Raw genomic sequence first — 23,986 nt, 5'->3', positions numbered from 1 at the left:
CGCTAATCAGGTACGAATTCCAATATATCACCTGGTTGACACTCCAATACAGTGCATATCGCTTGTAGCGTTTCGAAACGTATTCCTTTTGCCTTTCCCGTTTTTAATACCGAAAGATTACCTTGTGTAATGCCGATTTGTTCTGCAAGTTCTTTGCTTTGCATTTTTCGTTTGGCCAGCATTACATCTATATTTACAACAATAGCCATATACTAGATATATAAATCTTGTTCATCCTGTAAATGGAGGCCTTGCCGGAAGATTTCCGCGAGGAAAAAAACAAAAATGCCCAAAATGAAATGTACAGCAATGAGTATGGCAATTCCCCCTTCGACTGTAACAAATACTGCGGCAATAGCCGTGCAGACGATTGGCAGTAACAGATTTAACCTGTAATACCGTTTGAGTATAAGCAGGTGAAATTTGGTAAATAGCTTCCTTCGGGTAAACAATTTAAATATTTGCGCAGACAAGAGAAAAAAGATGGTATAGAATGACAGGGGTAGTATGAATGAAAATACTTTGTACGATACGTTATTATCCACATTCATCAAGGGCGTTATGGTAAACGGATAGTTGATATGAAGAAACATTCCATTGCCATAGGATGCTGTGTTCCAGCCTGTCAGCAGGCATATCAACGCATACAGGGTTATGATTAAATATAAGCTCCCTAAAAGTGAAGTTATATAGAATAAGACTCTGCCGATTATTTTTGTCCGGTTCATCATGTAAAATTTGGTTTGATACTGTAAATATATAAATAATTACCGTTTCACGGTAATTATTTGTTAAAATAAAGTATTTCTGGAGAAATGATAGGATGCTCAAACACTTACATTCACTTTGGCGCCTCCGAGAATGTGTAGGCTAGTGCGACATATTGACAGGAATTTAGACCGATCGTACAACCCTTATATCGATCCCTGCCAACAGCGATGCGATTGTCACATAGACATCACTATTTAAGAGGATAAGGGCTGTAAAAGTTAAAAAATATCTTTTGGCATATCATTAGTGATTTAAAATCAATACTTTAATCACTATGGCAAAGAGACTCTTACTGATAATATTCCTATTCGTTTTGGGGGATATCTATTTTTTTCAGGCGTTTAGTACGGTTATTCATGGTTCAATTTGGCACAACATGTATTGGGGGATTGATATTCTGCTGTTTTTGGGTGTTTTTACTTTAATTTTTTTACGGAGAACGGGTTATGATGTCCAGCAGACCGCCACAAGTCTGATCACAGCATTTTTAATTGTATTCATCCCAAAATTGCTTGCAGTGCCCTTTTTATTTGTTGAAGATCTTATGCGTATTTTTAGTTCCTTTCCTCCACGAAGTCTATTTTTGAGTGAAATTGTATTGTTTTTGGCGGGAGCCATGCTGTTGGTTATTTTTTTCGGTTTAACGAAAGGTCGTTATTTTTATAAAGTGCGTGAGGAAGTCTTGAGTTTTCCTGATCTACCTGCGGCGTTTGACGGTTTTAAAATTACACAGCTGTCGGATATTCATTCAGGGAGTTTATCTGATATCAAAAGAGTACGCAAAGGTATCGAATTGGTCAATGCACAAAACAGTGATCTGTTACTGTTTACGGGCGATCTAGTCAATAATAAGGCTTCCGAAATGGAACCCTGGGTTTCAGACTTCAACCGATTAGAAGCTCCTTCGGGAAAGTTTTCTGTCCTTGGGAATCACGACTATGGGGACTATGTGCAATGGGAAGTATGGAATCAAAAGCCTTAAATTTGAATAGGCTCAAGGAAATTCATCATGAAATGGGGTTTAAATTGTTGCTAAACGAATCGATAGCTATAGAAAAGCAAGGTGAGCGTATCTCGTTAATTGGTGTTGAAAATTGGGGAAAAGGAGGGTTTCATCAATATGGCGATTTGGCTAAGGCAACTCTTGGATTAGACAAAGATACGTTTAAAATTTTAATGTCTCATGATCCTTCACATTGGGATCATGTTACTTTGGACTATGATCAACATGTGCATTTAACGCTGGCTGGTCATACACATGGTATGCAGTTTGGGATAGAACTATTTGGGTTAAAATGGAGTCCAATTCAATATTTTTATAAACAGTGGGCTGGACTTTATCAAAAACAGGGAAAATATCTTTATGTCAACCGTGGTTTTGGTTTTCACGGCCTAAAAGGGCGGATAGGTGTTTGGCCCGAAATTACAGTTATTACATTACGGAAAAGCGTTACCTGATATTTTGGTATGAGATACAACGCTAAGCTATAAATCGATAAGGTTCATTTCTAGTCGATAAGGTTCATTTCCTTTAATTGGTGAAACATACACTGATCTGCAGCATGGTGAGATCCTTACTGAAATTTTATTTAAATTTGACCATTTAATGGAAGATGAACCTTGATATTTATAATGTTAGTATCTTAACAATTTCATTGAAGCCTCTTTGTTGTGCGTGTTGCAACGGGCTTTTACCATCGAAGTCCGGAATATCTAATTTTGCTCCGGCATCTTTTAGAATCTGAACGATTTCCTGATATTTTTTGCTTCCGTCACCGAGTATAACTCCTTCCATCAAAGCGGTCCATCCTAAGCGATTGACATGATCTAATGGGAAATTTTTAGTATTGGCCAATAATCTTACCGTTTCTACATGTCCACGTTCACATGCCGGTATTAAAGCTGTGCCATTATATCGATTAAATAAATCAAAACGCGCGCCGTGATCTAAGAAAAGCTTGACGAGTTCAACTTGCCCACTTGCTCCCGCGTATAAAAATGGGCTATCCATATTATCAGCCTGAATGTTGACATCGGCGCCATATTCTACCAATAATTTGGCCATTTCAAGAGCTCCATTGTTTGTAGCGATAAGTAGAAGCGTACGTTTGTTCGTATCTTTGCTGTTTACGTTGGTCTTATTTTCTAGTGCTTTTCTTACACCCTGCAGGTCATTGTTGACGACCAATTGAATAATATCCTCCTGGGACGAATTTTCAGTATAGGAGTTTTCTGTTAATGCCGATCGGCACGAACTTGTTATGCTCATCATGATCAGGAGTATTAAAGTTGTTTTCATCATTTTATTATGCTGTAATTTTCAATAAATTGTCGAATATGCCTGACGTCTAGTACAAAAATAGGAGATAGGGCTGTTTTTACAATGTGGTTTTCATTCCATCTGTTGGACAATTTATTACAAGCGTGGATCTTAAATGTCGCTATTATTGGTCAAACACTGGCTGAAAGTGTACTCGTGTAGCTCCTGCTCACACACAATGTTAAGTCAAAGTTTGCGTTGTGATAAATTGTTCAAGCATCGAGATGTATTCTGCAAAACACCCTGAAAAATCATCGCGACCTTTGTTTTGGTCATACTAAGTCATAAAAGCGGAAAAAATAATACCGTTTCTATTGTCTAGTAAATTTTAGAAAAAAAGAATATGATCAAAAGAAATATGAAAGCTAAAACATATATTTTAAAAAACGTACGGCTTGAGACAGGATTCGAGTTTGATGGAGAGGAAGTAATAAGCACAAATACCGCTTTATGCTGTGTAGAAGTTGAAGCGGGTAAGATCAAAGGAATCAAACCAAATACCCCAAATGCCAATGGAATCGATGCAAAAGGACATTTGATGTTGCCGGCCTTTAAGGATATGCATGCCCATTTGGATAAAATGTTGTTTGGTTTGCCATGGGAAGCAGTATCTCCCACGCGGCATACCGTAAAAGATATGATCGCGTATGAGCAAAAGATGATTCCTGAATGGTTAAGCACATCGGTCGAAAGAACGGGCAAAATGCTGAATTTTCTGCAGGCATACGGAACTGATTTTATTCGTTCGCATTTCAATGTTGATCCAACATCTGGACTAAGATCGCTAACAAATTTAGAAAAGGCGCTTGCATCAAAAAAAGACACGGTAGACGCGGAGCTGGTTGCTTTTCCACAGCATGGTCTTTATTATACGGATACCTTACCCATTTTGAAGGATGTTGCAAAACTGGATGCTGTTAGTTTCATCGGTGGAGTGGATCCGTACTCTTTGGACGGAAGTATTGAAAAAAGTATGGAGCAGATTACCCGGTTGGCGCTTGATAACGATAAGGGAGTTGACATACATCTCCATGAAATGGGAGAAAGTGGTCTAAAGACAATCGACTTTTTGATCGACCGAACATTGGAAAACCCCCAATTAAAAGGAAAAGCTTTTGTTAGCCACGCTTTTGCACTTAGCCGACTCGCAAATGTCGAAGTCGAAAAAATTGCGGCGCGTCTTGCCGAGGCGGGCGTGGGAATCGTCTCCTCCGTGCCTTTTGGCAATATGATTATGCCTATTCCGACACTTCGAAAATATGGTGTGGAAGTTTTGATTGGAAATGACAATATTCAGGATCACTGGAATACCTTTGGTTCGGGAAACATGCTCCAGAAAGCGAATCTAATTGCTGAGCTGTATGGCTATGGAACAGAATTCGGCTTATCCAGAACACTCGCTTTCGCCACACGTTACAAATTGCCTTTGGATAATAATGGAAATCAACAATGGCCGAAAGTAGGCGATGAAGCAAGCATGGTTTTTGTTGAGGCAAGTTGTTCTGCTGAAGCAGTTTCTCGGATTTCACCGGTGACTTCATTGATCCACAAAGGCAATATTGTGTTCTAAAGGACGCCACTATCGGATAATAATTGCGTTCCGAACGCTAACTGCCTTCGGGATTCCAGCAATGTGTCGTTTCCTAAATGCCCAACCAATTGTACGTTGTTGCGTGGAGAAATGTTGAAATTAAGAGAACAATTTTGTTGAAGAGCCGGTTATCCTCATAACTGGCTTTTCACGTCCAAGGCCTTGCTGTAGAACAGATGTTTTTAAGGAGTGGTCATTTGTAATTGAGGCGAGAATAATGTATGTTGGATAAAAAATAATTTATACGATGGAATTTTCACCATTTAATGAAGTTGTCAAACTTTGTCTAAAAGGAATACAACTGGAAGAAAGCGGTAGAGCGGAGGAATCACTGTCATTTTTTATGCAAGGTTATCGGGAGGCAAGTGATGACCACGAAAAGTTTTTTGCGGCTTATTTTGTATCGCGGCAACAGAAATCGCTGTCGGATAGTCTGAAATGGCTACACATAGCCTTAGAGCATGCATTGGTAATCAACGATGACCGGACGACTAGTGCATTGCCCGGATTGTATTTGAAGATTTGCGCCTGTTACACAGGGTTAGGAGAAGAAGCAATGGCAAGTGAGTATGCTCGGCTGGCCTCTTCTTATAAAAATATTCCCTTTGATAAGGGACCTTTTTATCATGGGACAAAAGCAGATGCACAAATCGGCGATTTATTGGTTCCAGGCTTCAATTCCAACTATCAAGCCGACTTAAAAATGAACCACATTTACTTTACAGCCTTGATGAATGGGGCTGGACTTGCAGCGGCACTCGCAAAAGGTGAGCGTAGCGAGCGCGTATTTATTGTTGAACCTACCGGTGATTATGAGCATGATCCCAACCTGACGGATCAGAAATTCCCCGGAAATCCGACACGTTCCTATCGATCTGAATTTCCATTAAAAATTATTGGTGAAGTTGCTGATTGGGCAAAACCCGGCACTCAGGAACTTGAAAAATTTCGTGATAAACTAGACGAGAGTGGCGGCGACATTATCAATTAAGAAATCACGAGCGCCTGCTCCGGCAATCGGAGTTATGTCTTACTGATAACAATCTTGCTGATAACTTCGAAGGCTGAAATTCGATAATCGTCATCAAAAAATAAACCATTGATATAACGTTGGATCGGATAGAACAGATCGGCTGGCGTATCGCCGAAAAAAGTTTTAAAATCGTTCGGAATAGAATACAGGTCATTGTATTGCCCTTTGCCCAAACTGATGCCGCCGATCTTTTTTAAATAACCGGTTATCTTATGTTTGTATCTATTGGAAAATGCTTCTTCCGTTTCTATGAAATAGTCTTCAATATAAAAATTACGGATATCCTGAAGACTAAGGACGCTGTTTGGAGCAGGTTTGATACGTCTTGAATAGGATACATCAACCAAAATACAGCTGGCTTTACGGGCTTGGGTGAGATCGATAAAGTAGCCTTCATCGACCATAAGATGTTTACTGTCTTTATATACGCCGAGAAGCATTTCATTGATCTCGCGATCCGAATAATCTGCTATGTTAGAAGATCTTCCCAACTTTTCAAATGCGAGGCCACTGTCACTCCAATTTTTTCTAATTCTATTAAGCTCGTGCTGTTGAAAAGTTTTTATTTTCTCCATATATAATTTGTCTAACCTTACTTTTGGGAGTTTAAAGATAATTTTAAAACTTTACTTTCGTCAATCTTATCGGTTGCTAAGTGCAATTTGAATCAAATCTAATTTAACAGAGTCTTTGTTTGCTGCTGTAGAAATGTGCAGACGCGCTATTTTGAGTAGGGATAAATACCTGCACCTAAGGTTCTCTATATAGGCATGCGTACATTAAACCAGCGAGACGGATTGATAATAGGCCGTGTTGGGATCACGTCATAATCAATCCGGATGACCGGCAATAGTTGGGAAAAGCAAAACGATGACCGAAGTCAACAGTCCCCACAGGGGAGTTTTCTATTCAAACCATTTCGATTAAATCATATCGATTCTCGGTACGATGAGGCAATGAAGGAAGAGCCATTTGTATTAACAAATGGCTCCAGTAGTTTTTATTTTACAGCCTTAAGTAGGATATCTAAGGTGAATTCATCATCGATAGCGCGATTGCCTAAGTCGGAGAAAAAGCTTGCTGAACGATACTGTATATCAAAGTCCAGTCGATTTACTTTGACTCCGATAGCTTCAGCAGAAAGCCCATCTGCAGTTGTGGTGACTTTTGCTGGAAAGGAGATCGATTTTGTTTTATTCTTGATTGTCAGATTGCCTGTTATGATTGGGTTGCCTTTGCTATTATCAACCTTACTGATGACAAATTTACTGTTGGGATAGGTAGGCACATTGAAGAAATCTTCATTTTTTAGATGTCCGGTCAATTTAGGTGCATCTGTACAAGCCATGGAATTCATATCTATGGTAAAACCACCGCCGGTAATTTTCCCTTTTTCTGTCTGTACCGTGCCTTCTTGTATATTGATTGTTCCCACATGACCACCAACAACCTTTTTAGCATTCCATTTGATCGTCGAGTTTTGGGTGTTCACTCTGTAGCTTATCTTTTGGGCGAAGGCCATTGATGTTAAGCAAATAATTGCTAGTGTTAGACTGGTTCTTTTCATTGAAATGATTTATATGAACTCAAATATACATGGTCTTGTGCGGATATTTCTATGTTTAAACTTGTTTTTTGTTTGCGGAGTGTCAATATTCTATTTGTCTTGCTCTATTCGTCATCAATACCCGCTAACTTAGTACAATGTAAATAGGGGATCGGAGATATCTTCGCATCCAAATTGTGGTCTATAAAAAAAATAATATGATTAAGTCGAAAGGTTATGCGGCGAAAGATAGTAATTCTCCACTTGAGTACTGGGAGTTTGAAAGGAGAGAGCTTGGTGCAAACGATGTTTTAATCGATATCCTGTACAGCGGGATCTGTCACTCCGATATTCATCAAGTACATGACGAGTGGGGTGGTACACAATACCCGATTGTTCCCGGGCACGAAATTGTCGGTCGGATAAGTGCCGTTGGTAGTGGAGTGACTAAGTTCAAAAAAGGAGACCTGGCAGGTGTCGGTTGTATGGTGGCTTCCTGTGGCGAATGCGATAACTGCAAGTCAGACCAACAACAGTTCTGTTCAGAAAAGAAGACCGTCTGGACTTACAACAGCAAGGATGTGATGCATGATCACAGCTATACTTTTGGTGGTTACAGCAATAATATTGTTGCGGATGCGGACTTTGTGCTGCATGTGCCGGAATCGTTGGATATTAAAAAGGTGGCACCGCTACTCTGTGCTGGAATCACCACCTATTCGCCATTAAAAAGATGGAATATTAGCAAAGGGCATAAAGTTGGTGTGTTGGGCTTAGGTGGATTGGGACATATGGCTGTTAAAATTGCAGTAGCAATGGGAGCAGAAGTCACAATGATAAGCCATTCTCCACGTAAGAAGGAGGATGCTGCTCTACTTGGAGCACACAAGTTCTTAAACACGCATGAGGCAGATGAAATAAAAGAATTCTCATCGTATTTTGATTTTATTATTGATACCGTATCGGCACCGCATGATTATAACCTCTATCTTGCATTATTGAAAACAAAAGGAGTTTATATCTGCGTGGGAATCCCGGCTGCCCCCATGGAGATCAATGGACGTTCAATCATGGGTGGAAATAAGATCCTAACGGCTTCCAGCATTGGGGGAATACAGGAAACTCAAGATATGCTTGATTTTTGTGCTGAACATAATATTCTACCCGAAACAGAAATGATTGATATCGACTATGTAAATGAGGCTTATCAAAGGGTATTGGACAGTGATGTAAAATATCGTTTCGTAATCGACATGTCGTCTATTGAAAAGTAACGTTGTAAAAGGTCGGTTAAAGAACCGACCTGTTTTTTTAATCGCAATAAAATCTTTATGCGTTTTGACAATTAGATGTGAAGAATACTGATATGGCTCAAGATGAATACCGTAACTTTAGCTTGAGCTTTTCAGCTGGAAAGGCATAGCTATTTTTTTATTTAAAGGAACAATTAATAGATGATTTCAATGAAAAAGATAGAAATACAACACACAGACTTGCAGATAGCGCCAATTAATTTTGGTGGGAATGTTTTCGGTTGGACATTAGATGAACAGAGATCGTTTGAAATGCTAGATAAATTTGTAGGAGCAGGGTTTAATTTTATTGATACGGCAGATACCTATTCGTGGTGGGTAAATGGAACTGGAGGGCAGTCTGAAGAAATTATTGGAAAATGGTTAAAAAGGCGCGGTAACCGTGATAATATAGTGATCGCAACAAAAGTTGGATCCGAGACTAAGGAACATGGGTATGATATCTCAAGGAAACATATTTTGAAGTCTGCCGATGATTCACTGCGACGGTTGGGAGTAGATCATATAGATCTATACTATACCCACTTTGATGATAACATAACCCCTGTGGAAGAGACATTGTCGGCTTATGCGGACTTAATAGAGGCAGGCAAGGTACGTTATGTCGCCGCTTCTAATGTATCGCCAGCGCGTTTAACGGAAAGCTTTGATGTAGCAGAGAAAAACGGCCTTCCAAAATATGTTGCTTTGCAACCGCATTACAATTTGGTAGAGCGCGCAGGTTTTGAAACAGATTATGCGGGATTGGTCGAGAAGTATGGGTTGAGTGTATTTCCATATTGGTCGCTTGCAGCAGGTTTCTTGACCGGTAAATACCGTACTGAAGCTGACTTTGATAAAACGGCAAGGGGCGGTGGAATCAAAAAATATTTTGATGCTAAAGGTAAAGCTGTCCTGAAAGCGCTCGATGCTATCTCCGAGAAGCATGGTACAACACAGGCCACTGTAGCATTAGCATGGTTGTTGGCTAAACCGCTGATTACCGCTCCCGTTGTGAGTGCCACGAGTGAGCGTCAATTGGATACGCTATGTGCGGCACCGGCTCTTAAATTAGATACAGAAGATATCGAATTATTAAACGAGGTCAGCAATTAAAATACCGGTAAAAGAGTAATGACAAAATCCCTTTATTTCTTAGGGATTTTGTTTTTATTGAGAAGTCGTTCTTAATAGACGGTGGAGATTGCTTATGTATTTTAACAAGTTTATCGTAAATTGGACGCTAAATTGATCTTATGAAACGGTTCCTGATATTATTTTCTTTTATGCTTTTGGGCAGAAGTTATGCGCAAATGCCTACACCTTATGAACGGGGCAATGGTAATCAATCCACAACATTTGAAGAAATGCGGGCCTACTATCAGGAATTGGCGGAGAAATATACATCAATTCATTATGAAACAAAGGGAGAAGACGATAACAATAAACCAATAGATGTGGTCGTATTTAATCCGTTTGGAAAGACACTGGAAGTCGCTAGGAAAGGGAAATGTATTTTATTGGTCAACAACGGTATTCATCCCGGAGAACCCGATGGTATTGATGCCACTATGATGCTCATGCGGGATTTGGCGACAGGAAAGGTAAAGGCACCTCAAAATGTTATCGTTGTTGCGCTCGCGAGTTACAATGTCAGTGGGATGTTAAATCGTGGGAGCTTTTCCCGAGCTAACCAAAATGGCCCTGAAGAGTATGGCTTTCGTGGAAATGCAAGGCATTATGACTTAAATAGGGATTTTATTAAGACAGACACTAAAAACTCGCGCAGTTTTCAGCAGATTTTCCACTGGGTCAAGCCGGATGTTTTTATCGATAATCATGTGAGCAATGGGGCCGATTATCAGTACACCTTTACTTATATCTCAACAAACAAAGAACGTCTGGGAAACCTTTTAGGTAATTATTTTAATAACAACATGCAAAAAACCTTACTCAAAGACCTCCAGGAGAAAGGGTTTATGTCTGTTCCCTATGTTAACATCCACAACGATGTACCTGATGGTGGTTTTCCAACTTTTATGGATTCGCCAAGATATGCAACAGGTTACACCAGTCTATTTAATGTCATCGGAACCGTGGTAGAAACACACATGTTGAAACCTTATCAAGAACGTGTCAAAGCAACTTATGATTATATGCGTTGTAATCTGGATTTTATGGAACAGCATTATAAAGAGATCAAACAAAAAAGAACTGAAAACCTCAAGCAATATCAAATAGGGGATAAATATGCCCTAGCATGGAAGCTTGATTCATCGAAATATGAATCACTGGACTTTAAGGGCTTCGAGGCAAAATATAAGCCAAGCGATGTCTCCTCGAAAGATAGATTGTGGTATGATAGAAACGCGAAGTTTTCAAAACAAGTTAAGTTATATAATACCTATGTTCCGACAAAAGAAGTAACTATTCCATCGTATTATGTCATTCCGCAGTCTGAATGGAAAATTATTAACTTGCTAACACTCAATCAGATCAAAATGATTCCGCTTAAACAAGATACAGTAATAGCGGTGGAACAGTATCGAATTAAGGATTTCAAGACAACTTCAAGTCCTTACGAAGGCCACTATTTACATTTTGACACCAGCCTCCTCCGGGAATCCAATAAGGTAAACTTTCGTGCCGGTGATTATTTAGTCCCCTTGAATCAGGACGGTGTAAAGTTCTTGCTGGAAACTTTAGAACCTGAAGCAATAGACTCTTATTTTAATTGGAATTTCTTTGATGCGATCTTAGGACAGAAAGAATATTATTCAGCGTATGTTTTTGAAGATACAGCAGCCAAGCTTCTAAAAGAGAATAAAGATTTAAGAGCTGCCTTTGAACGCGAGAAGATGAATAACCCTAAACTTGCTGCGAGTAGTAGTGCGCAGCTGGATTGGATATACAAACATTCACCTTACTATGAAGATTCACATCTTCTTTATCCTATTTATCGCATCAATTAACATGGTGATTTTTGAGACGCAGGGCAGCGTTCGTTACAATATGGCTATCTTATAAGTATATCCAGGGTAATACCAATGAACATTATGACGATCAAATAGGAGATAAAGCCTATTATTAAAGCGGCAAATGCTTTGAAATAGCTGATCTTTTTAGTCTTATCAAAAAACTGTCCCATGGCCCAGGAGTAATATGCAAAGGTCACCAATGTTGCGTATAAGATAAAACGCTGGTGGGTTATACCATCAATTATTGCAAAAAAAGCATAAATTAACATCGCCATCCCCATAATAAAACATAATAAGATGATGATTTCAAAAAGATTATAGCCGTATTTTTTAAAGAATAATTTAGTCCAAAGGGCGATAAAGAATCCCATGATAATGTTAGCATAACCATAATGATCTTGTAGCCATCGGAAGATGTGGGTCGTGATGATGAGTTTACTTTCAATACCATGGCTGTCGATTGACTGCATATACTGTTCTTCAGTATGGAAAAAGTGGGCAATAATCGAGTACACTAAAGAGGTTACAATAACAAAAATAATAGGTTTGACCAGCCGGCTACGATTCTCAGAAATGTAGTTTTGCACATTCTTCCCCGGCGCTGTTACCAATCCGCTAATGGTATAGAGAATACCGCGTTCAAAGTGAAGCACATGTTCTATTTCATGGGTGATATAATGCGCATCTATTCTTTTCAGCGTTGCAGGTTGGCCACAATCGGGACAAAATTTTGACGTAATGTCTGTACCGCAGTTTTTGCAAGTTATCATGTTGAAGTTTTTCTTTAGGTAATTAAGGTTAGGTACTCTATATCATTTTTAAAGCCTATAAAGGCAAACTTTCTTTACGGACCATTTTATTGGAGGTATTCAGCAACTTCCATAAGCTTGTATTTGGGGCTCCGTTGCAAAAACTCACCAAGAAAAGCTGCGTGAGTAGCACCGGTGATCAGCAAAATACGATCTTGCGCCGTGACAGGGATCTGATTTAAATTGGAGAGTATCCGTAGATTTCTTCCGTAAAATTTAGTGGCTTCGTCTGCTCCTTCAAAATTACCTTTTGTACTACTGTAGGTTAAGATATCAGCGTTTACATTGATAAATTTTTGCAGGGTCTCTTTGTGATTAAATACCTTTAATTTATCTAAAATGGAGAGTTGGTCAATATGGGTGAATTCCTTCATGATTTTTCCCATGTAGTTTTTATACGTTACAGTATCCACCTGGTTCTCCAGTTCATTGGCAATGTTGTAATTATATGCTGCAGTTTGTTGTTCATCAATTCCATAAATTGTTTTTACCCCTGCAAGTTTGCCAACTTCATAAGCGATTAACGCTATTTCACCACCAAACTTAGCTTTATGGCCTTTGTCGTCGATAAAAGACCTGTAGTCACTGTTCAATTCTCTGTTTTTTTCAGGAATGACTTCTACGCAAATGATGGTTGGTTTAAAATCAGCCAACAGTTTGGCTACTTGATAGGTTTCTTTCCTGTTTTTTTGATCTTTTTCATCAAATTCCACTTTATGGGCATCAGGGGTATAGCTCATGTGAAATGTCCCAAAATTTAAAACTTCAATTTTCTGCTGTGCGTAGCTGTTCCCAAAAAATAAGACCCCAAGGGCGATTCCAATATTTCGAATCTGTATAGTTTTAATAAGCATCTGTGTAAGAAATGGTTTTATGTTTTTTCCGGCTTTTCGTTTAGTTAGCTGTATTTTTCTAGCTGTTTTGTCCAAAAGTATTACAGTTTGTCCAAATAAAAGCTACACTTGAGTGTAGTTTTATTTAACTTCGAAACTTAGAATTTCGTTATGGATTTTAACGCGCTATTTTCACAAAAAAATACTGTTGATCGTCTTTCAGAAAAGGACATCCTGCAGACGCATAGCTATATTGAGCTTGTGAAAGCTTTCTCACGAATTACTTACCAGAGTATCTACCTAATCGATTATCAGGCCAAAAGCTTTGAGTTTGTTTCAGACAACCCGCTGTTTCTCGCAGGTTTAACAGCCACAGAGGTGATGGAAATGGGCTATGGCTTTTATCAAAAATATGTTCCATCCGATGATTTCCGGATGCTCATTACGATTAACGAAGCGGGGTTCAGCTTTTACGAAAAAATACCCATCGAGGAACGGAAGCTTTATGTTATATCGTATGATTTTCAGATACAAAATGCGCATAACAAGTTTATTTTAATTAATCATAAACTGACGCCGGTTTTTTTGACAGAAGAGGGAAAAATATGGAAGGCAATTTGTATCGTATCTTTATCTACGAATGTGTCTTCGGGTAACGTGACGATCGAAAAGTTGCACTCCAACTTAGTCTGGGAGTTGGATCTGTTGACCGGGAAATGGAACTCCCAAAAAAAGATTAACCTTACCGAACGTGAAATAGAAATTTTACGCTTTTATCATCGCGGTCTGACCATTCATGAAACTTCCGAAAAAATTTTCGTTTCCATTGACACGGTGAAATTTCATCGGCGAAAATTATTTGAAAAACTGAGGGTAAGTAACATGAATGAAGCATTGGTTTATGCATTGAATAATAGGTTATTGTAACGACGGCTTGACGGATGTTGAAATGTTCAGGGCAAGCGCCTCAACCGAGGCGCTGCAGATTATTTTTTTACCAATAAGGGTAAGTACTTCTCGTAGCCCTGTGCTTTCATCTTGTCTTTTGGAATAAATCGAAGTGAAGCACTGTTTATACAATAACGTAGACCACCTTTATCTGCCGGTCCATCGTTAAAAACGTGGCCGAGGTGTGCATCACCAGTTTTGCTGCGTACTTCCGTTCTGCGCATCCCGTACGAAGTGTCGGAGTGTTCTTGAATCAAGCTATCGCTAATTGGTTTGGAAAAACTGGGCCATCCACAGCCCGATTCAAATTTATCTGTTGAGACAAATAAGGGTTCTCCGGTTGTGATATCGACATAAATGCCTTCCCTAAATTCGTCATTATAGGCATTGTCAAATGCGCGCTCTGTTGCGCTGTTTTGTGTAACATCGTATTGCAATGGAGTTAACTCCTTCTTCAAGGTCTCCTTGTCAGCCTTTTTATACCTGTTTTCAATGTTCACTTTCGCTTTTTCGGGGTTGGCATTTCGCGCAAGTTCAAATAAATCAGGGCTTATATGGCAATAACCACCGGGGTTTTTGTCCAGGTATTTTTGATGATAAGCTTCAGCATTATAGTAATTCTGTAAAGGTTCTATTTCCACCACTATTTTGCTCTTGTATTGACTTGCTAAAGCAGCTATTTGCTCTTTGATAACAGCGGCATCGTCCGCATTGGTATAATAAATGCCTGTACGGTATTGTGTACCGATATCGTTGCCTTGTTTATTCAGTGAAGTCGGGTCAATTGTTTTGAAGAAAAGATCTACGAGCAGCTTTAGATCGACAACCGCTGGGTCGAAGTTTACCTTTACGGTTTCGGCAAACCCGGACGTTCCTGTCGAAACTTGTGCATAAGTAGGGTGCTGAAGGTTTCCATTGGCATAGCCAACTTCCGTTGCGGTGACCCCGCGCACTTGTTTAAAGAAATGCTCAGTTCCCCAGAAGCATCCTCCTGCAAAATAGACAACATGATCTTTTTGATTTGTAGTATTCATAGTATTTTGTGTTGACGGTTTTAAGTCTTTCCCTTTTTGTGAAAAGCAAACTTTGCTGATCAGAAATAAGCCGGTCGCTATAGCAAGGAGGACGAATAAGTGTTTCATGGTATGGATTGCTACATGAAAGAAACAACATTGTTTCTTTCATGTAAACTACAAACACCGTACCCTTCTGGACGTTTGTCTTAGAAGATTCAGGCAGTTTCGACTCTAATAGATTCTTTTTACAATTGAAAGACGAAATAAGTCGATGAAAGGTATGTCCTGACAAAAAGTCTTTTTAGCTAAACTTCGCCAGCTGCATCTCTGACAGGAGAGCTCCTATGCAGGTTATATCCTACGACCTGCGCAAGTGATCGTTTAATCCATATTGTTTTAAGTACTGCTCTTGTGACTAAGTTAACTGTCAGGGAAAGACTCCTTTCGGCTTAAGGCTACAGCATGAATCTGTCGGTTTGATCAGGCCCTTGTGTAGCTGTCTCACTGTGGCTATAATAGCCTGTTTGTCGTAGTAATAAAGTTGGTGAAGCTGTTGCTGTGTACCCTGTACTGCGAACGAGTCGGGCAAACCAAGACGCTTCAACGTGGCTGAGTAACCATGTTCCACCATAAATTCAAGCACTGCGGTGCCCACTCCACCTGCTACACATCCATCTTCGATGGTGATGATAGACGAATATGATTGGAATACCTCATGTAATAACGCTTCGTCGAGCGGTTTAAAAAACCGGAGATCATAGTGCCCGACGTGGATGTCCTCTTGGAGCAGCTCGCAGCAGGCGTCCTGTGCATATTGACCAACGGGTCCAAGAGAGAGTAGGGCAATGTCTTTGCCTGAACAAAGTCTTCTTCCTTTTCCAATTTCAAGTCTTGTGTATTTGTCGGATTGTTTTTCTTGGTTACCCCGACCTTTTGGGTAGCGGATTGCAAAAGGTCCATCGAGAGCGATGTCCTGAGCCGTGAACAACAAATTTTTAAAGTCTGTAAGCGTCATGGGAGAGGCGCCCGTAATGTTGGGTATGCAACGGAGAAAAGCAATGTCGAATGCCCCCTGATGGGTGGGGCCATCGGGACCGACAACACCGGCCCTGTCGATACAGAATACGACTGGTAATTTCTGTAAAGCGACGTCGTGGATAAGCTGATCATAGGCGCGTTGTAAGAATGTCGAATAAATAATACAGAAAGGAAGTAGCCCATCGGCAGCAAGGCCGGCAGAAAAAGTAACGGCATGCTGTTCGCAGATACCAACATCAAAAACACGCTTGGGCATCAGCTGTTTCATTGCCGTTAGTCTGCTGCCGGAAACCATCGCTGGGCTAATAGCCATAATACGACTATTCTTTCGGGCCAGCTGTGTCAGCGTTTCGCCCAGCACCTGCTGAAAAGTCTCGTTGTGGAGTTGCGGTACCTGGCTTTCTAACCGTTTACCTGTCAGTTTGTCGAATTTCCCGGTGGCATGCCATTCTGCCTTATTTAACATGGCCGGCGCAAAACCTTTTCCTTTCTGCGTCACACAATGTACTATTTTGGGCCCGGGTATATGCTTCAACTGCTCGAATATTTTGATAAGCTTATGGAGATTATGACCATCCACTGGTCCAAAATAACGTATACCTAAGGCCTCAAAAATATTGCTTGAAGCAAGTAGTCCCGTTTTTATCAGTTTCTCTACTTTTCTAATTGCAGCAATTGACCATTGTGCCCGATCCTTATTACGCGACAGCAGCTTTTTGATCTGTGATTTGAACTGATTATAGGCTTGCCCCGAGGTCAGGTCGGTCAGATAATTTTGTAGCGCTCCCGTACCGGCATCAATAGACATATTGTTGTCATTTAATATAATCAACAGGTCGGGCTGTTCGAAACCAATATTATTTAAAGCTTCGAATGCTAGACCGGCAGTCATGGCGCCGTCACCGATAACAGCGATGTGTTGACGGCTATGATCACCCTTATACCTGGCTGCGCAGGCCATACCCAGAATTGCTGATAAGGATGTGGATGAATGACCGGTACCAAACGCGTCAAAGTTATTTTCTTCCATAACAGGAAATCCGCTGATGCCATGTAGAAGCCTGTTCGAATGAAAGCGAGCCGCTCTACCCGTGATTAATTTATGGACATAAGCCTGATGACCAACGTCCCATATCAATTTATCCTCAGGGGTGTTAAACACATAATGTATTGCTATGGTAAGTTCTACAACACCAAGGCTTGAACTAAAATGACCGCCATGTGTAGCAATATGGTCAATGAGGAGGTTCCTTAATTCCTGACCTAATTCGGGTAATACCTCCTGTGGAAGAGCTCGTAATTCATTGGGGCTGTTGATTTGATAATTACCTGTCATTTCTTTTTTAGACAAATTTAGATTGATTAGATTTGCGATACAGGTACAGTATAGGTAAAAGTGATCAATACAGATGAAGAGCTATAAATTTGAAATCTTTACACGGGCAATCGAGAAAAATATAAAATCAGGGGTCTATAAACCCGGACAAAAGCTACCTTCAGTACGTGATTTTAAAGATTATTATGGTTTAAGTATGAGTACTGTTCAAGCTGGATACGAATATCTTATGATTCGTGGCCTAGTGGAAAGCGTTCCGAAATCTGGCTACTATGTCAGTGCGAAAAATGAAATGCTGGCAGAACCAGGAGGGCATGGTCGTCCACCAATAGTAAGGGATGCTGTCTTTGAACAAAGGCTGGGCCTGACAACAGCGTCACCTTTGGGGCGGGGTTTTTCCGAATTTAATGTTGCGGCTCCAGGGGATCTCCTTGTTCCGCAAAAACTTTTACTTCGGACGATGCAACAGGTCATTCGGGAACTAGGGGCAGGCTTGCTACGTTATTATCCGTCGAATGGCTCTGTACAATTGAAGGATAACATTGTCAGCCGTGCGGCCTCTCATCAGACCTTACTGCATGCAGATGAATTGCTGATCACAGATGGCGCCTTACAGGCCTTGTATATCGCCTTGGCAGCCGTATGCGAAGCCGGAGATATTGTTGCTGTGGAAAGTCCATGTGTATTTTCTGTATTGGAGGTCATTCGGGTGCTCAAACTGCGTGTCATTGAAGTTCCTGTTCTGACTAAAGAAGGATTCGATATTGATTTTTTTAGACGAGCATGTCAAAGAAGTGTTGTAAGAGCCGTTGTGCTAACACCGAATTTTCATAATCCAACAGGTATTTTGCTTGCAGATGAACAGAAAATTGCTCTATTGGCGATTGCTCATCAATATCATGTTGCTGTTATCGAGAACGATATATATGGCGACCTAAACTTTCACGGGAGTAGACCATCTACTTTAAAACAATTTGATGAAAGTGGATTGGTGATGACTTATTCATCTTATTCAAAAACCCTGGCACCTGGAATTCGACTGGGCTGGTTAAGCACAGGGCTATTTCTGAAAGATGCCGAACAGATCAAGTTTGCGTTGGGCAGTACAGTTTCCCCTTTGAATCAGGAGACTGTAAGCCGTTTAATCGGCAGCAGTAGTTACGATCGGCATATTCGTTCTCTGAAGATGCAACTGGCAAAAAATGCCTATCTAGCCACCAACCTAATCGCTTCCAGTTTTCCCGAACAAACCAAAGTGATTACCCCGGCAGGTGGATATAATCTTTGGGTTAAAATGCCCGAAAGTACAGATATGTCGGATTTTTATGCGCAGTGTGAAAAAATTGGTGCGAGATTCACACCGGGCTATACGTTCTCTTTTGCGAATACTTTTGGACATTATTTTAGGTTGGTCATCGCGGATAAATTTTCTGATAAACGAATTGAAGCGATCCAGCAAATAGGTCGGTATTTATGTGGGAAGCTGTAGCTGTACTGATGCTAAATAAATAATGTGTATCGAATAATAGCAAGTGATAGCATGTACATTTGTTTTTTTAATAGGAGATGCATATATGAATATAGTTACAAAATTTACGGTGGCAACAGAGCAGGGAATTGAAGCGTTGTCGATGCTCACCAAAACACTGGCCCTAGAAAAATTCGCCAGCTTAGTGGAGCCAGCTGAACTGGAACATTACATCGTTGACAATTTTAATTCCAGAACACTTGTCAACGAAATAAACAGCATGTCAAACCAATGGCTGGTGGTGTATGTCGACGATCAACCAATGGGTTATGCAAGAATAACCTCGAAAGGGCAGAAGCCGGATGGCCTGGCAGGTACACGTGCGATTCGAATCGCGGACTTTGGAGTCTGCCAACATGCAGCTCGGCAGCAAATGGAGACATCTTTAATGGACAAATGTCTTGCCGTCTGCAACCCCTATGACGTGATATGGGTCAATGAACCCATAAAAAGTTCGTCGATAGGATTTTTTGAGCAGAATGGATTTATAAAACAGCCGGGGATTAGCAGATTCGAGGGGTTGGCCTTGGAATCAGCAATATATCTTAAGGCGACCTCATAGTTCAAAGGAACTTTATAGTGAAGTTTAAACAAAGCATAATCAATGTTTAGCAAAAAAAGTGCACAGATTAGTGCGCTTTTTTTTGTTTAATGATAGATATTTTAGTTTTATAATGTGTGTTTTTAGTTTTTAAAAAGAAGGTGTTTGTCAAACTTTAATAATATCTTTAAACTAAAAAATATCGTTTATAATCCCTTTTCATAAGTGTTTAATGAAGAAAATAGTTATAACGTTTCTATATCTTTGGTTCTGTGTATTCGTATTTGGGCAAGAATTTAAGGACATAAGGCCAGACAGTATCGTTCAGTACTTTAGTGAAATTAAAACTGCGGCTAAAATTGGTTATTCGTTGTGGAATAGGGATCTATATGGTAATATTATTTTGGTAAACCCTGATACGCGGCAGCTATTTAGTAATAACTCTGGTGCCGATAGTTCGTTTGTGCAATACAAAAATAGCTATATCGGTAAATTACCCGATAGTGTAAATATTGCCAATACATCTTTGACGTGGAATGGGCGTACTTGGGCGATGATTATGCTGCCTTTATCTAAAGATTATTATACACGGATCAATTTGTTGGCTCATGAATTGTTTCATTCCGCACAATCTGTTTTGGGATTTGTTCAAAATAACAGCGAAAGTATCCATCTCGACCAAGAGAATGGACGAATATATTTACGTTTAGAATTGGAAGCACTTAAAAAGGCGGTTTGTTCAGACGCGGAAGATGAACAACGAATGCATTTGAAGGATGCTTTGATTTTTCGGAAGTATCGAAATTTACTTTTTCCAGGTTCTGCCCACATTGAAAACCAATTGGAGCTTAATGAAGGAATCGCAGAGTATACCGGAGTAATGATCAGTGGTAGAAACAAAGAAAAAACAAAAAAACATTTTACTGATGTTGTAGACAGATTTTTCTCGAATCCCACTTATGTAAGGTCTTTTGCCTATAATACCACGCCGATCTATGGTTATATAATGAGTTTAAAGGATCCGCTTTGGAACCAAAAGATTTCAGTAAATACGGATTTAACCGCATTTGTTATGCGCGAATTGAACATTGAAGTTCCGAAAGATCTTGCGGCAACGGTGAAAGTCATAGCAGCGAAGTATAACGGGGACCAGGTATTCAGAGAAGAGCGGCTACGTGCGGAAAAAATAAGAAAGCAAATCGCATTTTATCGTTCCTTGTTTGCAGACCAGCCTCATATGACTATAAAATTCGAGAAAATGAATGTGTCTTTTGATCCGAGAAATATCCTTCCAATCGCAGATTTGGGAACTGTTTATCCAACCACAAGGATTACTGATAACTGGGGGATTCTTGAAGTTAAAAGTGGAGCGCTTATGAGCCCCAATTGGGATAAAATAACCGTTAGTAGGCCTACAAAAATCGAAGGACAACGCGTAGAGGGTGAGGGCTGGGTGATGCAACTCAAAGAACAGTATGCCGTGCAAAAGGACGAATCGCTGAATAACTACAGACTTATCAAAAAGCAGTAAATACACGATCTTGATTTTTTGTACGATGCAGCTTTACCGAATCAACATTAAATACTGGTAAAATATAGGAATATCACCAAAATATCATAAAGAGCTTCCCCTGTGATATTCAATTTTTAGCTATCGATCGGGAGATAGCTTCGAGCTATTTTTTAGATATAGTCCAGCGCATTTAATGCCCTAAATTTTCGGGGACTCAGACCTGTATGCTTTTTTATAAACCGTGTTAATGATGCTGAAGAACTAAAACCATAATATGAAGTCAACTCTTTAATCGGAATTTCAGTGGTCGCAAGTTTTTTGGCAATCTCACTTGCGACAATTTCCTTGACGATCGTGCTGGGTGAAGTTTCACTGCTTGAAAGTGTCAATCGATGTAAGACCATTCTTGAAACATTGAGCTTTTTCAAGTAGAATTGGAGGTCCCAGTGATTCTGAGGATATTGGTGAATGAGTTTTTTAAATTCTACTATAATGGGGTGTTCCGCGAGCGGTGCTGAATTTTGATCCAATTGATTTAATGTTTCTTTTTGTTCCTTTATGTTATTTTTCATGTTTTAAGATAATCGCTTGTTATTGCTTCGCTATAGTGTTCTGAGGCTATAGTTTAGGTTAAATGTTTCATCAAACTTTTTGAATACAAGCAAAATTAGGGTATTAATTTCATAGTGTACTTTTCGAAATTAACGATTCGCTTTTTAAAATTATAATTTTTTATAATTGATTCTGGTAATACTGAAGCGCAGCAGATTATCCTTTGAAAAATAGGCGGATAAATTAAAACCGGTTCCGATAAGAGAGAAATCGTTTTTTTGTTCTATTTTCTGATTTCATTTTTCTCTTGTTTTATTTTGTATTATTCTTTGTAATATAGGTATTTACGTATGTTATCTGTATTAAAAGTAAAATAATGAAATAGGTTGCCTATAACCTTTGGTTATAAGTCTTTTTTTGTTTTTTTGGGGTTCACGTCATGATTAATCCACTTCAAGTCATCTTCATCTATAATTTTATTCATGGTTAGGGTGATGATCATGTACAGCTCCGCTAGTGCTTGATGATGGAATGTTCGCGGGAATAGCATTGGGTCTGTGTGATTAGTTTGAATAACATCTAGCTTCTATCGCGGTACAGAATAAGGCTATTACTCGATTCTTTTCATTTTTTATAAAACAGACTTTCTTTTAGGTTATTTGATGTTTGTATAAGCGAAAAGGTTTTCGTTGATTGTGCAAACGTTTGATCTGTAGCAGTTGATTATTTTTCTGTACAATATATTTTATCTTGCTTTTAGATTATGAACTAATACTTTACCGAAGGTGAAATGAATTTTTTGGATGGATCATCTTGTTTCAAGTTTCGTGGGATCCTAAATTGATCAAAGAAATAAAAAACTTCGAAACGGCCGCTGAGGCTTTTTAGGATGATCGGAAGAAGTGCGGACAATTAATACAATTTATAAACTTTATTTAAAAATTATGAAAAAGACCGTGTTTTCCTTAATCACGATTTTAATGCTCGCTATGGCCATTTCCTGTCGGAAGGACGGCAGCTTAATGTACACCTTACCGAACGATACTGGCGCAGAATCCTTAGCTATAGCGGATTCGGTGCAACTATTTAACGTAAGTCCTTCGGCCGCAACGGAAGCTGATAGACTTCAGTTTCGAGCGAATCACAATGAGATGCAAATGACCGGATTTTATGTGGCGCCAAACAGTACCATAACCATAAATGTAAAAATCAACGCAGGTACTACAGCAGCACGATTAGCGATTGGGACGCCTTTTAGAGACAATATTCGACCAGTGCGGCAGTATTTCAATCTCCAGGCAGGGACGCAGACTTTCACAGTGGATCAATACGGGGGATTGGTTTATGTGATTTATACAGCTGATAATTATACAACAACTGGAGAAATCGAGCTTTCTTTTGGCAATGGCTTTATTCCGGTTCCTTACTTTCAAAAGGGGATAACCTCCCATGAGCAATGGGTAGCTACATTGGATTCGTTGAAAGGTACCGTGCCGGATGTCGTCTTCTCGTCAGATCACACCATCATGGTAGCCAAAATTGCCGATGCCTTGTTGTATAAGAACGAAGATCAACAGCTGATTGTTAATAGACTGGATTCAATTATTGACTTTTCCAATCGGATCAGTGGCTTGAACGGTACCAATGGAGTCCATGCGATACCTTACAATAAGCATCTGATTACCGTGAGGGATTCGAGTGCTGGAGGCTATATGGCTGCCGGTATTTCTATTTATTTTACCGATGCTTTATCTTATCGTATGCTGCAGCCAAAATATCTGTCCAATACAAATGGATGGGGAATATGGCATGAGGTCGGCCACACCTATCAACAAAAAGCTTGGACCTGGGGCAATCTGACAGAAACAACCGTGAACGTCTATTCGCTAGCCAGCGAAAGGGGATTTGGGTTGCCGGTAAGTCGGGTGACAGCCAATAATTCCTGGCCTAAATTGACGACTTACTTTCAAAAAAATATTGCTGATCGCAACTTTAATTTGGGAGATAATGATTTGAAAATGATTATGTTTCATCAACTTTGGTTGGGGTTTGGTGACGATTTTTACATCAAACTTAGCAAAGCTACGCGCGAGAACAGACCCACAGTTTCGACAGATGCAGAGAAAATGCGCTATTTTATGCTGTCTGTATGTCAGATTGCTCAAAAAGATCTTTCTGATTTTTTTAGAAAATGGGGGTTTAAAGTCGATGAATCTGTCTATACAGCGATAGGTAATCTGAATTTGCCAGCTCCAATGCAGGATCTAACTGCTTTAAGAGATTAAACACTCTTGCTTACTCTGCTGAACCGGACAGGACGGACAGACAGACAGACAGACAG

The 23,986-nt window shown here is 39.8% G+C and carries 22 protein-coding genes and 1 pseudogene; 12 read left to right on the top strand and 11 right to left on the bottom strand.

Annotated features, from left to right (window positions below):
- Nucleotides 1-2: 2 nt before the first annotated feature.
- A complete protein-coding gene (locus AAW12_RS06695) occupies nucleotides 3-209 on the bottom strand; it encodes a helix-turn-helix domain-containing protein (protein ID WP_046672837.1) in 207 nt (68 codons plus the stop codon).
- Nucleotides 210-212: 3 nt separating this feature from the next.
- A complete protein-coding gene (locus tag AAW12_RS06690) occupies nucleotides 213-731 on the bottom strand; it encodes a DUF2975 domain-containing protein (RefSeq protein ID WP_197083990.1) in 519 nt (172 codons plus the stop codon).
- A 314-nt stretch (nucleotides 732-1,045) separates the two neighbouring features.
- On the opposite strand from AAW12_RS06690, the gene AAW12_RS26630 reads away from it, so the two are divergent.
- Together AAW12_RS26630 and AAW12_RS26625 are read left to right on the top strand one after the other, a co-directional pair.
- Entirely contained in the window at nucleotides 1,046-1,753 is a 708-nt protein-coding gene (locus tag AAW12_RS26630) for a metallophosphoesterase (RefSeq protein WP_231585221.1), read from the top strand.
- The gene (locus AAW12_RS26625; protein WP_231585220.1) at nucleotides 1,735-2,229 is read left to right on the top strand and encodes a metallophosphoesterase; all 495 of its coding nucleotides are present in this window, start codon (nucleotides 1,735-1,737) and stop codon (nucleotides 2,227-2,229) included. The genes AAW12_RS26630 and AAW12_RS26625 overlap by 19 nt, the downstream gene beginning before the upstream one ends.
- 169 nt (nucleotides 2,230-2,398) lie before the next feature.
- Here AAW12_RS26625 and AAW12_RS06680 read toward each other — a convergent pair whose 3' ends face one another.
- Nucleotides 2,399-3,073: an ankyrin repeat domain-containing protein gene (locus tag AAW12_RS06680; protein WP_231585219.1), complete on the bottom strand. Its 675-nt coding sequence runs from the start codon at nucleotides 3,071-3,073 to the stop codon at nucleotides 2,399-2,401.
- A gap of 376 nt (nucleotides 3,074-3,449) precedes the next feature.
- Here AAW12_RS06680 and AAW12_RS06675 point away from each other — a divergent pair, with 376 nt between their 5' ends.
- Both AAW12_RS06675 and arr read left to right on the top strand, forming a co-directional pair.
- Nucleotides 3,450-4,661, top strand: a complete 1,212-nt coding sequence (locus tag AAW12_RS06675; RefSeq protein WP_046672923.1) for an amidohydrolase — start codon at nucleotides 3,450-3,452, stop codon at nucleotides 4,659-4,661.
- A gap of 268 nt (nucleotides 4,662-4,929) precedes the next feature.
- Entirely contained in the window at nucleotides 4,930-5,673 is a 744-nt protein-coding gene (gene arr / locus AAW12_RS06670) for an NAD(+)--rifampin ADP-ribosyltransferase (protein ID WP_046672835.1), read from the top strand.
- Nucleotides 5,674-5,705: 32 nt separating this feature from the next.
- On the opposite strand, the gene AAW12_RS06665 is transcribed toward arr, so the two are convergent.
- Together AAW12_RS06665 and AAW12_RS06660 are read right to left on the bottom strand one after the other, a co-directional pair.
- Complete coding sequence (locus tag AAW12_RS06665; protein ID WP_046672834.1) at nucleotides 5,706-6,290, bottom strand: hypothetical protein; 585 nt, start codon at nucleotides 6,288-6,290, stop codon at nucleotides 5,706-5,708.
- Nucleotides 6,291-6,715: 425 nt separating this feature from the next.
- A complete protein-coding gene (locus tag AAW12_RS06660) occupies nucleotides 6,716-7,282 on the bottom strand; it encodes a YceI family protein (RefSeq protein ID WP_046672833.1) in 567 nt (188 codons plus the stop codon).
- Between the two features lie 197 nt (nucleotides 7,283-7,479).
- Here AAW12_RS06660 and AAW12_RS06655 point away from each other — a divergent pair, with 197 nt between their 5' ends.
- The 3 genes from AAW12_RS06655 (at nucleotide 7,480) to AAW12_RS06645 (ending at nucleotide 11,525) form a co-directional block, all read left to right on the top strand.
- Nucleotides 7,480-8,535 (top strand): NAD(P)-dependent alcohol dehydrogenase, encoded by a 1,056-nt coding sequence (locus AAW12_RS06655; protein WP_046672832.1) that lies wholly within the window; start codon nucleotides 7,480-7,482, stop codon nucleotides 8,533-8,535.
- A gap of 189 nt (nucleotides 8,536-8,724) precedes the next feature.
- The gene (locus AAW12_RS06650; protein ID WP_046672831.1) at nucleotides 8,725-9,669 is read left to right on the top strand and encodes an aldo/keto reductase; all 945 of its coding nucleotides are present in this window, start codon (nucleotides 8,725-8,727) and stop codon (nucleotides 9,667-9,669) included.
- A 140-nt stretch (nucleotides 9,670-9,809) separates the two neighbouring features.
- On the top strand, nucleotides 9,810-11,525 hold the full coding sequence (locus AAW12_RS06645) for a hypothetical protein (RefSeq protein WP_046672830.1): 1,716 nt from the start codon (nucleotides 9,810-9,812) through the stop codon (nucleotides 11,523-11,525).
- A 44-nt stretch (nucleotides 11,526-11,569) separates the two neighbouring features.
- Here AAW12_RS06645 and AAW12_RS06640 read toward each other — a convergent pair whose 3' ends face one another.
- Nucleotides 11,570-12,301 (bottom strand): DUF3667 domain-containing protein, encoded by a 732-nt coding sequence (locus AAW12_RS06640; protein WP_053003552.1) that lies wholly within the window; start codon nucleotides 12,299-12,301, stop codon nucleotides 11,570-11,572.
- A gap of 86 nt (nucleotides 12,302-12,387) precedes the next feature.
- The gene (locus tag AAW12_RS06635; protein WP_053003559.1) at nucleotides 12,388-13,194 is read right to left on the bottom strand and encodes a DUF5694 domain-containing protein; all 807 of its coding nucleotides are present in this window, start codon (nucleotides 13,192-13,194) and stop codon (nucleotides 12,388-12,390) included.
- Nucleotides 13,195-13,344: 150 nt separating this feature from the next.
- On the opposite strand from AAW12_RS06635, the gene AAW12_RS06630 reads away from it, so the two are divergent.
- On the top strand, nucleotides 13,345-14,100 hold the full coding sequence (locus AAW12_RS06630) for a response regulator transcription factor (RefSeq protein WP_046672829.1): 756 nt from the start codon (nucleotides 13,345-13,347) through the stop codon (nucleotides 14,098-14,100).
- A 59-nt stretch (nucleotides 14,101-14,159) separates the two neighbouring features.
- Here the strand turns inward: AAW12_RS06630 and msrB are convergent, their stop codons facing one another.
- The 3 genes and pseudogenes from msrB to dxs form a co-directional block, all read right to left on the bottom strand.
- Nucleotides 14,160-14,579 (bottom strand): peptide-methionine (R)-S-oxide reductase MsrB, encoded by a 420-nt coding sequence (gene msrB / locus AAW12_RS26815; RefSeq protein ID WP_410528169.1) that lies wholly within the window; start codon nucleotides 14,577-14,579, stop codon nucleotides 14,160-14,162.
- 108 nt (nucleotides 14,580-14,687) lie between these two features.
- Nucleotides 14,688-15,155, bottom strand: a pseudogene (gene msrA, locus AAW12_RS26810) (peptide-methionine (S)-S-oxide reductase MsrA); the annotation flags it as partial.
- Nucleotides 15,156-15,564: 409 nt separating this feature from the next.
- Nucleotides 15,565-17,511, bottom strand: coding sequence for a 1-deoxy-D-xylulose-5-phosphate synthase (gene dxs / locus AAW12_RS06620; protein ID WP_046672827.1), 1,947 nt, complete (start codon nucleotides 17,509-17,511; stop codon nucleotides 15,565-15,567).
- A gap of 73 nt (nucleotides 17,512-17,584) precedes the next feature.
- Here dxs and AAW12_RS06615 point away from each other — a divergent pair, with 73 nt between their 5' ends.
- The 3 genes from AAW12_RS06615 to AAW12_RS06605 all read left to right on the top strand — a co-directional run bounded on the left by AAW12_RS06615 (nucleotide 17,585) and on the right by AAW12_RS06605 (nucleotide 21,111).
- The gene (locus AAW12_RS06615) at nucleotides 17,585-19,000 is read left to right on the top strand and encodes a PLP-dependent aminotransferase family protein (protein ID WP_046672826.1); all 1,416 of its coding nucleotides are present in this window, start codon (nucleotides 17,585-17,587) and stop codon (nucleotides 18,998-19,000) included.
- 85 nt (nucleotides 19,001-19,085) lie between these two features.
- A complete protein-coding gene (locus AAW12_RS06610; protein WP_046672825.1) occupies nucleotides 19,086-19,601 on the top strand; it encodes an N-acetyltransferase in 516 nt (171 codons plus the stop codon).
- A 211-nt stretch (nucleotides 19,602-19,812) separates the two neighbouring features.
- Nucleotides 19,813-21,111 carry a hypothetical protein gene (locus AAW12_RS06605; protein ID WP_046672824.1) on the top strand — a complete coding sequence of 433 codons (1,299 nt, stop codon included), beginning with the start codon at nucleotides 19,813-19,815 and terminating at the stop codon, nucleotides 21,109-21,111.
- A gap of 152 nt (nucleotides 21,112-21,263) precedes the next feature.
- On the opposite strand, the gene AAW12_RS06600 is transcribed toward AAW12_RS06605, so the two are convergent.
- Nucleotides 21,264-21,665, bottom strand: coding sequence for a helix-turn-helix domain-containing protein (locus tag AAW12_RS06600; protein ID WP_046672823.1), 402 nt, complete (start codon nucleotides 21,663-21,665; stop codon nucleotides 21,264-21,266).
- 924 nt (nucleotides 21,666-22,589) lie between these two features.
- Here AAW12_RS06600 and AAW12_RS06595 point away from each other — a divergent pair.
- Nucleotides 22,590-23,930, top strand: coding sequence for a M60 family metallopeptidase (locus AAW12_RS06595; protein WP_046672822.1), 1,341 nt, complete (start codon nucleotides 22,590-22,592; stop codon nucleotides 23,928-23,930).
- Nucleotides 23,931-23,986 lie beyond the last annotated feature (56 nt).

The organism is Sphingobacterium sp. Ag1, assembly GCF_000988325.1.
Lineage (GTDB): Bacteria > Bacteroidota > Bacteroidia > Sphingobacteriales > Sphingobacteriaceae > Sphingobacterium.
Note: the sequence above shows the minus strand (reverse complement) of the source record. Positions and strands in the feature narration are given on the sequence as shown.

Coding starts and splice junctions, on each gene's coding strand:
- AAW12_RS06695 (WP_046672837.1), bottom strand. CDS start 209: ATGGCTATTGTTGTAAATATAGATGTAATGCTGGCCAAACGAAAAATG.
- AAW12_RS06690 (WP_197083990.1), bottom strand. CDS start 731: ATGATGAACCGGACAAAAATAATCGGCAGAGTCTTATTCTATATAACT.
- AAW12_RS26630 (WP_231585221.1), top strand. CDS start 1,046: ATGGCAAAGAGACTCTTACTGATAATATTCCTATTCGTTTTGGGGGAT.
- AAW12_RS26625 (WP_231585220.1), top strand. CDS start 1,735: ATGGAATCAAAAGCCTTAAATTTGAATAGGCTCAAGGAAATTCATCAT.
- AAW12_RS06680 (WP_231585219.1), bottom strand. CDS start 3,073: ATGATGAAAACAACTTTAATACTCCTGATCATGATGAGCATAACAAGT.
- AAW12_RS06675 (WP_046672923.1), top strand. CDS start 3,450: ATGAAAGCTAAAACATATATTTTAAAAAACGTACGGCTTGAGACAGGA.
- arr (WP_046672835.1), top strand. CDS start 4,930: ATGGAATTTTCACCATTTAATGAAGTTGTCAAACTTTGTCTAAAAGGA.
- AAW12_RS06665 (WP_046672834.1), bottom strand. CDS start 6,290: ATGGAGAAAATAAAAACTTTTCAACAGCACGAGCTTAATAGAATTAGA.
- AAW12_RS06660 (WP_046672833.1), bottom strand. CDS start 7,282: ATGAAAAGAACCAGTCTAACACTAGCAATTATTTGCTTAACATCAATG.
- AAW12_RS06655 (WP_046672832.1), top strand. CDS start 7,480: ATGATTAAGTCGAAAGGTTATGCGGCGAAAGATAGTAATTCTCCACTT.
- AAW12_RS06650 (WP_046672831.1), top strand. CDS start 8,725: ATGAAAAAGATAGAAATACAACACACAGACTTGCAGATAGCGCCAATT.
- AAW12_RS06645 (WP_046672830.1), top strand. CDS start 9,810: ATGAAACGGTTCCTGATATTATTTTCTTTTATGCTTTTGGGCAGAAGT.
- AAW12_RS06640 (WP_053003552.1), bottom strand. CDS start 12,301: ATGATAACTTGCAAAAACTGCGGTACAGACATTACGTCAAAATTTTGT.
- AAW12_RS06635 (WP_053003559.1), bottom strand. CDS start 13,194: ATGCTTATTAAAACTATACAGATTCGAAATATTGGAATCGCCCTTGGG.
- AAW12_RS06630 (WP_046672829.1), top strand. CDS start 13,345: ATGGATTTTAACGCGCTATTTTCACAAAAAAATACTGTTGATCGTCTT.
- dxs (WP_046672827.1), bottom strand. CDS start 17,511: ATGACAGGTAATTATCAAATCAACAGCCCCAATGAATTACGAGCTCTT.
- AAW12_RS06615 (WP_046672826.1), top strand. CDS start 17,585: ATGAAGAGCTATAAATTTGAAATCTTTACACGGGCAATCGAGAAAAAT.
- AAW12_RS06610 (WP_046672825.1), top strand. CDS start 19,086: ATGAATATAGTTACAAAATTTACGGTGGCAACAGAGCAGGGAATTGAA.
- AAW12_RS06605 (WP_046672824.1), top strand. CDS start 19,813: ATGAAGAAAATAGTTATAACGTTTCTATATCTTTGGTTCTGTGTATTC.
- AAW12_RS06600 (WP_046672823.1), bottom strand. CDS start 21,665: ATGAAAAATAACATAAAGGAACAAAAAGAAACATTAAATCAATTGGAT.
- AAW12_RS06595 (WP_046672822.1), top strand. CDS start 22,590: ATGAAAAAGACCGTGTTTTCCTTAATCACGATTTTAATGCTCGCTATG.